This window comes from Paraburkholderia kirstenboschensis, assembly GCF_904848585.1.
Lineage (GTDB): Bacteria > Pseudomonadota > Gammaproteobacteria > Burkholderiales > Burkholderiaceae > Paraburkholderia > Paraburkholderia kirstenboschensis.
On record NZ_CAJHCR010000045.1, the window covers coordinates 1 to 10790 of the forward strand.

14 protein-coding genes are annotated in these 10790 nt (G+C 59.4%); 9 read left to right on the forward strand and 5 right to left on the reverse strand.

Annotation, left to right across the window (positions count from 1 at the left end; translation table 11 throughout):
* Positions 1 to 158: 158 nt before the first annotated feature.
* Positions 159 to 617, reverse strand: coding sequence for a hypothetical protein (locus tag JMY24_RS37495; RefSeq protein ID WP_201704049.1), 459 nt, complete (start codon positions 615 to 617; stop codon positions 159 to 161).
* On the opposite strand from JMY24_RS37495, the gene JMY24_RS37500 reads away from it, so the two are divergent.
* A complete protein-coding gene (locus JMY24_RS37500; RefSeq protein WP_201704057.1) occupies positions 591 to 1322 on the forward strand; it encodes an IS6 family transposase in 732 nt (243 codons plus the stop codon). The two genes, JMY24_RS37495 and JMY24_RS37500, sit on opposite strands and share 27 nt — an antisense overlap.
* Before the next feature lie 172 nt (positions 1323 to 1494).
* Here JMY24_RS37500 and JMY24_RS37505 read toward each other — a convergent pair whose 3' ends face one another.
* Positions 1495 to 1791: a hypothetical protein gene (locus JMY24_RS37505; RefSeq protein ID WP_128596128.1), complete on the reverse strand. Its 297-nt coding sequence runs from the start codon at positions 1789 to 1791 to the stop codon at positions 1495 to 1497.
* A 188-nt stretch (positions 1792 to 1979) separates the two neighbouring features.
* On the opposite strand from JMY24_RS37505, the gene JMY24_RS37510 reads away from it, so the two are divergent.
* From JMY24_RS37510 to JMY24_RS37545, 8 genes are all read left to right on the forward strand, one after another.
* Positions 1980 to 2408, forward strand: coding sequence for a hypothetical protein (locus JMY24_RS37510; RefSeq protein WP_236597771.1), 429 nt, complete (start codon positions 1980 to 1982; stop codon positions 2406 to 2408).
* Positions 2409 to 2421: 13 nt separating this feature from the next.
* Positions 2422 to 2907, forward strand: a complete 486-nt coding sequence (locus JMY24_RS37515) for a hypothetical protein (protein ID WP_128596126.1) — start codon at positions 2422 to 2424, stop codon at positions 2905 to 2907.
* Between the two features lie 96 nt (positions 2908 to 3003).
* Complete coding sequence (locus JMY24_RS37520) at positions 3004 to 3198, forward strand: YqaE/Pmp3 family membrane protein (protein WP_128596125.1); 195 nt, start codon at positions 3004 to 3006, stop codon at positions 3196 to 3198.
* 173 nt (positions 3199 to 3371) lie between these two features.
* Complete coding sequence (locus tag JMY24_RS37525; RefSeq protein WP_164853637.1) at positions 3372 to 3704, forward strand: hypothetical protein; 333 nt, start codon at positions 3372 to 3374, stop codon at positions 3702 to 3704.
* A 210-nt stretch (positions 3705 to 3914) separates the two neighbouring features.
* Positions 3915 to 4352, forward strand: coding sequence for a hypothetical protein (locus JMY24_RS37530; protein WP_236597772.1), 438 nt, complete (start codon positions 3915 to 3917; stop codon positions 4350 to 4352).
* Between the two features lie 14 nt (positions 4353 to 4366).
* Complete coding sequence (locus JMY24_RS37535) at positions 4367 to 5053, forward strand: SOS response-associated peptidase (RefSeq protein ID WP_201704051.1); 687 nt, start codon at positions 4367 to 4369, stop codon at positions 5051 to 5053.
* Between the two features lie 942 nt (positions 5054 to 5995).
* Positions 5996 to 6478 carry a Tse2 family ADP-ribosyltransferase toxin gene (locus tag JMY24_RS37540; protein ID WP_128596123.1) on the forward strand — a complete coding sequence of 161 codons (483 nt, stop codon included), beginning with the start codon at positions 5996 to 5998 and terminating at the stop codon, positions 6476 to 6478.
* A gap of 83 nt (positions 6479 to 6561) precedes the next feature.
* Positions 6562 to 6789, forward strand: coding sequence for a hypothetical protein (locus JMY24_RS37545; RefSeq protein WP_164853636.1), 228 nt, complete (start codon positions 6562 to 6564; stop codon positions 6787 to 6789).
* Positions 6790 to 6909: 120 nt separating this feature from the next.
* Here JMY24_RS37545 and JMY24_RS37550 read toward each other — a convergent pair whose 3' ends face one another.
* From JMY24_RS37550 to JMY24_RS37560, 3 genes are all read right to left on the reverse strand, one after another.
* A complete protein-coding gene (locus JMY24_RS37550) occupies positions 6910 to 7197 on the reverse strand; it encodes an aminoacyl-tRNA hydrolase (RefSeq protein WP_128596121.1) in 288 nt (95 codons plus the stop codon).
* Between the two features lie 445 nt (positions 7198 to 7642).
* The gene (locus JMY24_RS37555) at positions 7643 to 9451 is read right to left on the reverse strand and encodes a phosphoadenosine phosphosulfate reductase domain-containing protein (protein WP_201704053.1); all 1809 of its coding nucleotides are present in this window, start codon (positions 9449 to 9451) and stop codon (positions 7643 to 7645) included.
* A 75-nt stretch (positions 9452 to 9526) separates the two neighbouring features.
* Complete coding sequence (locus JMY24_RS37560; protein ID WP_201704055.1) at positions 9527 to 10372, reverse strand: hypothetical protein; 846 nt, start codon at positions 10370 to 10372, stop codon at positions 9527 to 9529.
* Positions 10373 to 10790 lie beyond the last annotated feature (418 nt).

Below are 10790 nucleotides of genomic sequence, written 5' to 3' on the forward strand. Positions count from 1 at the left end.
GCACCTCACGATGCACGCCGCATGACTCGGGGCCAGAGTGATTCGCCACATCTTCTCCGTATTGAACTTTCATCAACTATCTTTCATCGGCTTTGCAGCCGCACTAAGCGCGAATTTCAGCACACTCGAGATTTTCGGGGCACGAACTTCGAAATCGCTCAGAACGGCATTTCGCCGAAGTGAAGCGTTGCATTCTGATGTTTGACACTCTTGAGCCAGCTCTTGAGTGTCCTGATCTCTTCGAACACCAGCAGGTCTTGTTTCAGGTCGCGTACGCTTTGCTGAATTCCTGCGATGTCACTGGCGAGATTGCGTACGACGGTGTCAGGCGAGATGTCGATGAATGGTGGAATTCCATAGGCGTGCCTGAATCGCGCTTCGACATGCAGGATTTCCTGATCCAGTTCGCCGAGTTGCTCCTTCAGGATCACGTTATATTGCTTCAGCCGGTCTTCGCTGATATTGTTGATCGCGCTCTGATCGATGTGTTCAAGTTCGAGCTGCAATTCCAGCAGCTGCAGCAGATTGTTGTTGCCATAAGCCTGGTTGGCACTGTCAGGTTGCTGGGGCAGCGGCGGTAAAATGAAGTGATGAAGAAAACGAAATCGCTTTATCACGGTCACCGTTTCCCCGCGGTCGTCATCAGCTGCGCGGTTCGGTGGTATTTTCGGTTTAGCCTGAGCCTGCGCGACGTGGAGGAGTTGTTGCTTGAGCGCGGTGTCGTGGTTACGTACGAAACGATCCGCTGCTGGTGCGACAAATTTGGCGCTGGATTTGCCCGGCGCGCCAAAGCGGCGCGGCCCAGGCCGGGCAGCATATGGCATATGGATGAGATGTTCGTGATGCTACGCGGCGAGCCGTATCTGTTGTGGCGAGCGGTCGACGAGCACGGTGCTGAACTTGATGTGCTGGTGCAAAAGCGGCGCGATAAGGCCGCGGCAAAGCGCTTCTTCCGGCGCGTGCTGCGTTCAAACCCGGTGCCGCGCAAGATTGTTACCGACCAACTGCGCAGCTATCCCGCTGCAAAGGCTGACATTCCCGAGCTCGCTTATGTAAAGCATGTCTTCGTCAAAGCAGCTGCACGCGTGAACAATCGCGCCGAGAACAGCCACCAGCCGACCCGCAGGCGCGAGCGCCAGATGTGCGGCTTTCGCGATGCGCGCCGCACGCAGGCATTTCTCTCATGCTTCGGCCCGATCCGGCAGCACTTCGCGTTGCCCAGACATCAGATGAACGCGGCACGTCATCGCGCCATACTCAAAGAACGATTCGCTAAATGGCACGATTGGACTGTTTCTTCCGCGATCAAGGAAGTTATCTGATAAGGATAACTACTCTTACGCCACACAGGTAGCCCAGACGCATTAACCTGACAGAGCCCGGTCGACCAGTGTCGCCAGTTGCGGCTGGATGAGCGCGGGCAAGCCTGTCCCGCCTTCTGCTTGCGGCGGTACGGCTACCGCTTTTGCGCGGCCCCGGCTCCAGCGCCCCATTTCACGCACCAGCCTCGTGCGGCGGCGCATCCATCAGCCACAGCTTTATTTCGGGACGGCTGCTGAAAACAGGTTGGGCCACCCAGTTTTCCAACGTCGGTTGCCAGTCATCCCAGACGTAATCGTCAATGTCAAACTCTTCGTCAACGACGCCTGTGCCGCGCTCACACAGGAAGGCGAAGACCACAGAATAACCGTTCCAGTAGGCGACCATACAGTCATTCAGGTCAGCAGTGGTGCCCACTGGCAGATCCCGGAGCATCATTGCAAGCTGGCGTACGAAATCCTGACGCGTCATAAGATTCTCCCCCTTCGCCCGGGCCGTGGGCGAGAACGCAAGTTTTAGGTGCGGCCACTGACCTTGCACGCACTTTCCATACCGGCGAGCTTTTCGCCAGGTCGCCATTCAGTTTCGGACGATTCCCGCCCATAACCAGTGAGCCGCAATCCGCTCCCCGCTTTTCTCAGTACCAACGGGGAGCGAGCTTGACAACCTGTTCGCGCCAGTACGATGGAATGACATCTATCGGGGTAATTATGGCGCGACACGACCGCATCGCATCTGGAAGCATGAGCAAGCATCTCAAAACAACGGCAATCAAAGGGCTGATCGTTGGCTCTTTCATCGCTGTCATCGGCCTGCAAGGCGCAGCACCCGCCTCATCGAAAGAGCGCGGCGCGCGCATCGGCTGGCATGTCCGGCAGCCCGCACGGTTCATCGTCTCGGGCGTCTTGCGGCAGGACGGGGCCAAGGATGTCATCAAGCCGATCCACGCCATCGTCACTGCCGACGATGAGAACGCCGATATCGCGATGTTTTCCGGCACGGCGCGAAAACAGTATCCGGGCTATACGCTAATCGCGACGCTGGCTTCGCCGGTGCCGGCGGCTGGCACATGCGAGAACAGCATTTAGGTCTGGAAACACGATGCCCGTATCGAAGAAACGCAGGAAACTGGCCAACGCGAGCGCGGCACAGGCCACGAAGAAACGCTTGCTAAAATCACCTCTCGCACACGACGAGGCAGATAAAATCGTCCTGCAAATCCGCATTGGCCTTGAAGCGATCCGCTCGGGCCACCGGGACGAAACTGCATTGCTTAACCTGCAGTCGGTGATCCTGCTCACCGAAATGTTGACGGCCGAAGGGCAAGGCACTTTGTCGCTGGACACGATCCGCGAGACCGGCCGGAGCGTTGTTCATCTGCTCGAACGCGGCAACGAACGAAGCGATTGGACCGTGCCAGCCTCGCTGGTGGCCGGGCTGACAACGATCGTCAACGAGTATGACCGGATGATGCATCAGTTGCCCTTGCAGGCCGTGCTTGCTGCCACCGGAAAGCTGGAACGCCTTGAGAAAGAAGATCCGGAGTACTTCCGGTGCGCGCGCGATAACAATTGCGCGCTGAGTTGACCACCCTGATTCCAATGACCGAATTGCGGCGAGCGTTCGCCTCAATCGCCAGCGGATTGCTAGCGGCTTTCTCTACTTAACCACACAAGGATCAAAATGCGTCTGTTGCTTGCTCTCGTTTTTCCGTGGCTTCAATTTTTCACGATCGGCCGCCCCATTGCAGGAATCATCTGCCTGATCTTGCAAATTACTATCATTGGCTGGATTCCGGCCGCGATATGGTCGGTTTATGCTTTGAGCCAGTACAAGACTGATAAGAAAATCGAGCGCGCTCTTGCGGCTCGCGGTTGAGTCAGCCAGTCAAAGACACTCTACTCAAGAGAAGCAACACCTTCCGGGATAACTGAGCGGATGCAGCATACTTACAGCCTTTCAACTACACGACGGGGGTTGTGATGCGCTGCATGCTGATAACGCTCATCTGTGCCGCAGCGCTCGGTGGGTGCGCGACACACCTGGTGCCGATGTCCGAGACGACACCTGTACCGAAAGAGCGCATCCTTGCTCAAGATGTGACGACGCCAGCCAGCGGTAGGCAAAGGGTTACTGTCGTCCGCAATGCCGGCGCGCTCTTTGCTGGTGGGGTGTCGGTGGACGTGTTGGTCGATGGCGAGCCCACCGCAGCGATACGCACTAGCGAAGCCTTGTCGCTTTACCTGCCACCTGGTGAGCATCTTCTGACCACCAAGGTAGGTGGCATAACGGCCTCTGTGCCGGTCATGGTTCCGGGTAGGTTCCCGATCTACCGGATCGACATGACCGAAGACGACATGAAGCTACAATCATCATTCGAATGACAGCCGCTGTGCGGCTCGGAGCCGCCGTGTTGATGCGTGACACTGAAGTGATTCGAACTGCGCTCGTCGCCGCCGCGTTGACTCAGGCCTGTGAGGCCGGGTACGAGAAGGCCCCTGCGCACCTTGTTGATTCCGCAGTTCGCCACGCTGGTGATTTAAACGAGTTATAGAAAGATGACGTCAAGCCGGAACCGCGCAAGCGACAAAAAGATGGCGCGCAAGCCGCTGACCAAAGCTGAGTTGTTGCCGATGAACGCCGCCTTGGCGCGCAACCGGTCCCTCTCGTATCACGTCGCGCTGGACGGCTGGCGTCGCGGCCACGGCAACGGTCGTGTCGTCAACGAACTCATCCGCGTGACGTACATGGCGTGGTTCCTTCAGTGCGCCGGGTACGGCGGCGAACCCGTCGAACTGTTCAAGGCCGCTGAGTGCATCGGAGAAATCACGTTGATGAAGGCGCACGAGAGCGGTAAGCAGGACGGCTGGTCACTGGACGAAGATTGCGTTTCCACGTTCACCGCGCTTCTCGCCCTCCACGACGCCCAGCTACGCACTGCCCCGCTGCATCAATACGAGGGTGCCCAGCGGCGCCTGCTCGCCTTCCTGCAAGGACCCGAGCGCTCCCCCATTCCTGCTCCCATCGACTGACGGAGGAAAAGGTCATGTGTACCAGCTATGAAGCGCCCGGACAGATGGAATTCGAAGCGTTCAGCCTGTCCCCCAAACCCTCTTTTGAATACCGCCGCGAGACTTACAAGGATTACGCTGCCCCGATTTTCCGCCACATCGACGGTCAGCTATCGACCGACGCTGCAACCTTTGGAATGATCCCACGGGAGCGGATTCCGCCCGGGGTGAAGGTCTTTGACACGATGAACGCGCGCGCCGAGACTGTTGGTCAGAAGCGCAGCTTCAGCGGAGCGTGGAACCGGCTGCAACTCGCCCTTATCCCGTGTCACAGGTTCTATGAGCCATCGTATGAGACGGGGAAGGCTGTACGCTGGCGCATCGGGCTGGCTGACGACAGCGCATGTGCCATAGCGGGCCTATGGCGCGCGTGGGACAACCCGGACGGCTCGCGGGGCTTGTCCATGACCATGTTGACTGTCAATGCCGACGAGCATCCGTTGATGAAGCGATTTCACAAGCCCGGCGTCGAGAAGCGCGGCGTCGTCGTCCTTCCGCAATCCGAGCACGTCGACTGGCTTTCGTGCCGAAACACTGACGAAGCCAGATCTTTCCTGCGGTTGCTGCCAGCCGATGCCTTGAAGGCGGAGCCATACCCGCTTCCGCCACGCGTACGGACCGCGCCTGCCCCCGAGGAGGGCGATCAACCGTCCCTTATCTAGCTGGCAGGGGCCATTCCAATCCGTGCATTTCTCGCACCGTCGCGCCCAAAAAAAGAGCGTTCTTCGCGGATTTTCGGGGGTGACCACTTGCCGACAGGCAGTAGTCGGCCAACCACGGCCGTTCGTCCATGCCGTTTCGCGGACATTCGGAAGTCGGTTTAACCGCTGACAGCGGCCCTTCGTTGGACGATGCGATCCGGCGCGTCGATGGCCGTGGTGGAAATTGGACTTGCCGCCTACGCAAATCGTCTTGCGCGTCTGCTTTCAAGGCTAGTGACTGCGATTGTCGACTCGAGGGAAATCCAGTTGTCTCGCAGCCCCGAGGCAGTACACCGCAATGCCCCTGTTGATTCGCGACGGCCCACCGGTTCCGCACCTGGGCTCCGGGCGGTAATTGAATCGGACTCGTTTTCGCAAACTCCGCGCTGCCGAAGAAAAAATTCCATATGTGCCAAGGAGACTTCAAGTCCTGCAGACAAAGCAGCTTGCGGGATGTTTACAACGTAACCGCTCATGCCGGCATTTGCCAGTAATAGTCGGCGTGCCAGTGGTCCGCACTTTGCCAGATAGTCGTTCGGATTGCGGAGCGAGACGCCGAGATACTTTTGCCGTGAGCGGCGGAAAGTCAGCACGACAACCTTCGCGTACACAATGTCTGACCATGGAATAAATCCTACCGACGCAGCCGACGCCTCGCGTGGCGAGCGCCGAGTGCCTACGGCTACACCGGCAAACGCCGGCCTTTTTCTTTGTCCAGACTGGGGGCCACGGCCCCGCAGCCGCAATTTCGGCTTGAATGTCTGCTCCGATCTTATAGAGTGCTTGGAGAACGTGGCTGCGTCTAGGAGTTGTTTCGACGCGAACTCCTGAGGAAGCGGCCAGTGCGATTCGCCCGAAATATGTCCACCTTCGCGGTGGTCCTGAATCTGGAGGAATTTCGCCATGCCCACCACCGGCACAAACCTCTTCCGGGGCATCCAGAAGGACCAATATTCGGACTTCTTTACCGAGGGCGAACAAGAACCGAAAGACGGCTTGCTGTACCCGACCTTCCAGAAATCGTACTACGTCGACGGCAAAGGGAAGAAGCAGGAGCGACCGGCCGACATGGTGATCAAAGACGGGAAGGTCCAGACGGGTCGTGGCGTGTCGATGTTTGACACTGAAGGCGTTCTCGGCTATGGAAGATGGAAATACTTCTGGGTGCCAGAGGGGACGGAATACGACGAAAATCTTCTCCTCGACGGGCCTGGACCGAAGAAAGCGATCAGGCAAGGTGGCGTTGCCGGTTGCCATTATCAGTTCGAACCCAAGATTCCCTTGACTGTCGCCTCGTACAAGGGAATGTTGGACAATCTTGCGCGCGCCGCCGTCGTCAGGCAGGTAAAACTGGGCAATGGTGCGAAGGAAGAGAAGAAGGAATAACGGCAGCTGCGAGCCATTGCAGCCAGTAATGGCCACTGGACTTTTCAAAAGGATACGCAATGCTAGCACTTAGTGGACGGTCATTGGCACTCGTTATCCAGGCGGTGGACGCAGAGATCTGTCGTCTGCGGGAGCTGCCCGATGAGCAAACCGTGGCCGGCGACGATGTGCGTTTAATGGATTTCGTGCACCTGGCCGCAGAGCTCAAGGATCTGTACAAGGAAGCCTGCGCGGAGGACCCTGAGCTACCCTCTTACGACGAACTCGTCACCGGATATGGAGACAGTGCGTCGGTTGCAACACCTGATTGACGCTCACGGGTGCGCGGCGCATTAGCAGGCACCCGTGAGCGGTCACCTTTCTCAGCCCTCCCCGACCTCGTCATGCAGCATCGCGGCGCTCCCGGCCCACAAAGAGCGGATACGCCCGCATCAGGTGGCGCTCCTTCGACAGGTGCACCGGGCGCGTCGCGAGCGCCGAGTGTCCCATGTCGAAGTCCGGCTCGAAGAAAGGTGGTGCTCGATCCCATGGCGCTCCAGGCGCTGCGCGGCCGCGGTAAGCGCCGCTAGGTCCGGGACCGACAGCGCGATGAGACTCGCGGTTTCCCCGGGCGGCTCGAAGCGAAATCCTGCCTCAAGCGCGGCGTGCGATGCCTGCACGAGCTGCTGCTCGGGCGCGAGATCTTCGCGCACCAGCACGTAGACGTAGGGTTTCGCCATGGCTCAGGCCTCCGCGCGCGGGCGGCGCGCCTGGAACTGCGCATCGAGGTCCGCCAGCGGGCAGGCGCGCGCTAGCTCCCGCGTTTGCTCAAGTGCGGCCGGCAACGATGGGTCCCACAAGCCCTCCCGAGGTCTTCTTGCACGCGATGCAGTAGCTGATCTCTCTACACATCGGTATGCGCCGCCTTAAAAGACGAACGATAAATGAATAACGGCATCCGGGACTCGATCTGAATCCCCCGGGACGCCTTTATAGGCTGAGTGCCCGCCGTCCAAGTGTAAGCGGCTTATTGTCTCTTGTACTCTGAAAGCTGCCGTCGAGGCGACTCTTAATCGACCGGCTGGGTCGGGTCGACCAGAGCCCTTCCCCAAACGCCCGCTCAACCAAAAAAAAATCCCCAGGGTGTAAGCCCCGGGGATGTCGAAAGAAACTGCCGCACGCCAATCAGGCTGCGGCGGCGAAAAGCTCAAACTGCGGCGCCGCCGGCTTTAGCATCGCCGTGTGCTGCGCGTCACTCACGCTATTCGCAATCAGGTGCATGTCCAGCTCGTCGGGCGTCAGATTTAAACGCTGGGCGAGCCTGCCGAAGTACTGCCCTCGCTTTGCCATCTCCTGATATCGCTGCGCCATGCCGACCGGCAGCTTCACAATGCCTTCGTTCAGCCAGAAACGCGCTGACTCCATCGCATCATGGTGCTGCGTCCTCAACATGTACGCGGTGTCGTACGTGCGGGTCACGAACTCGCATGCTGGCTCCGCATCGACCTCAAACTGCGAGGCCTCCTCAAAATACACCGTTTGCTCGCCGGCCGACGTACGCGCGTACCGCCCTGCACGCTCCGGATGCCGATAGCGATTCCACTGTTCCGCATCAAAGTCGCGGAGGCCGACCGTCGGTGCCTCACGGTCATACCGATCCACCGGGTACCAGCCATGCAGAACAATCTCTGCCTTCGGCTTCGGCTCGACGTGCGGAACCGCATATCTGCGGCCAAGCACGTTGACGTCATGCCACGCAGTGAGCGCGGGGAACGCATGCGGCGCGTAGTGGTGCATCGACAGAAAGAAATCGACGGCCACAAGCTGCTGTGGCGTGACGAATTCGAACTGGGGATCGCACAACACGCGGTTGTGTTCGGTATCGGCTATGCGGCCCGACGCCAACTCGCCCGAATGCCGTTCTGCGCGGTCGCGTTCGTCTGCGTCGATCGAAAGCAGCATACGCAGCATCCGCATGCGCTCCCAGAAGCCGTATGTATCCGCCTGGATTCGCGTGTACCCCGCATCACTGATCGTGCGTCCAACGAGCTCACGCCGAGACAGATCCCACTGGATCGCCAGAAGATAGTTGCGGAACTCGTTCAACGGCTTCAGGTGCGCGTGTTCCGGCTCCTGAACCATGAACTCCATCGACTTGTCGCGAGCGCCAGTCACGCCGCAGAAAGCGCATCCGAACCGCGACCCACAGGCAGCCCGCGCGCCGCTCTCGCCTGCCACGACACCGCAGACGCCGCCATTACCTGCGCGGTAGATATCCGAGAGTCTTGCGATGGTTGCAGGCTCCAGCGGGTTGCTAAAGCCAAGCGAAGAATCCGCCATGCATCCCAGCATCGTCCAGACATCGTCAGACGTCCAGTCTTTCAGCGGAGACAGTGACAGCGATCCAGACGCCTGCCGTGTCGCCACATCCGCCTGTTCATTGCGCTCGGTCATAGCTACGCGACGCACCGCAGACTCATCGAGCCTCGTTCCCACGACGCTGATGATTTCCTTCACGCGGGCCGACGACGCCTCCTTTTCAAGACGCGCCCGAAGCCTGCCTTGTGGCTGCAACTTCCAGGAATCTGCGCATGCACGCATCCGTTTGCCGTCCCGCACACCATTTTCTGGCGTTCGGACCAGCGTACCTCGCCCGATGGTTGAGACAACGAACTGAGAGGCGAGTGAAGGCTGTGTGACGTGGATCTCGACCGGCAGTCCACTGTCCTCCACAAACATCGCGACCTCGTCAAGCATCGCATGCAGGAAGTTCGCGGTGCTCGGGTTCTCGATCGTCGTATCCGACGACGTTATGTAGTGCCTGACGTCGGGCGCTACCTGCTTTGCGCGCCTGACTGCCTCAAGCATCAGCACCATCGCACACGTGCTGTCCTTGCCGCCGCTTACGCCTGCGGCCAGCACGTGGCCCTGCTCGATATAAGACTGCATCGACGCAATGGCGTTTTCCATCAGGGTATGAATACCACGGTCCATCTGTTCGCTCCGTACAGGAATGGGAGCGTCCCTTTCGGGATCGGCTCCCGAAAGGGTTAAGAAGTCATGAGTTCACTACAAGGTCATGCCGAAACTTGCGGCTTGAGCCTCTTCGAGCGACTGGTCGGCCGCGGCGAAAAGATCCGGCTGCCGCGTTGCCCGATCGAGGCGCGGCAAGGCATTGGAGAAACGGCTCGGCCCGCTGCCGTCGAAACTGTCAGCGCCGGCGGCCGCACAGATGTGAATGCGACGCGCCGAGTTGACGCGACCGACATGCAGATGGCAGTTACGTCGACGCGCGAGTAGCCCCCACGCTTCGGCTGTCGATTCCTTCCATTCCGTTGATCCGCCGATGAAAATCCCAACGACGGGCGAGAGGTAGGGCGCGACATCGTCGAGTTGCATGCCGTTCTGCACCGCGATGAGCAGTTGTGCGGGCATGCCTCGCAGACGCTCCATCCAGCCCAGCGAGAAGTCGAGTGACGCAAGACCACCCTGAACGATGTCGGGAAGGACGATCCAGTCGGCGCGCTCACCCAGCTTGTCGACAACCGCGAGAAACGCGGATTCGTCAAACGGTTCCCCGCGTTGGTATGCGGTCCACGCGCCGTTGTCGATCGCGTAACGCATCCCTTCGGTACGGTGCTCGCCTTTCGCCGACACGAGAAGACGCCAGTCGGCACGCGCAAGCGCATCGAGATTGCGCCTTGTGCCCGTCCGGCTCGCATAGCCCACCATCGGCGGGCGGTGCATCGTCAGACGCTCCTCAACAGCAGGATCATCGTCGGCACTGCCATCGACGCAGTAGTAGTCGGCGTAGGCCATTACGGCTTGCGCCCACCCCTGTTTCTCGCCACACGCATACGGCGCCAGCCAGCCAGGCACTGCAGCAGCCTCGCCCGGTGTTGCTGCATCAACCATGAAAACTCCACAAGTGAATGCGGAGCGACCCCGGCGGGATCGCTTGACCTATACCCTAACGATGCATAGTTTGTGGCGTGCGAGCATGAACGCGTTGCACGACAAGGCTCTCGCGTAGCTCCGCATTCGATGTATGACTACATTGAAATACATCGTTTCGAGCGGGCCTCGGTAGCTTCGTGAAAGATCCGTTCCTTGGAAAAAGGGTGGCTGGTAACTAAACCGGCTGTTCGAGTGGCCGCATTCAGACCCGCTGAAACAGCCGGAGCTGGCCGGTCACCGCCTGACGACGATTGGCGGCATGCGACGGCGGATTCAACCGGTCGATGCAACACACTGAAGACTGCGCAAGCAGCAGGAGTGTTGCACATGAAGCAGAGACGCCGGATTTATTACAGTGAGACGCAGAAAGCGCTGA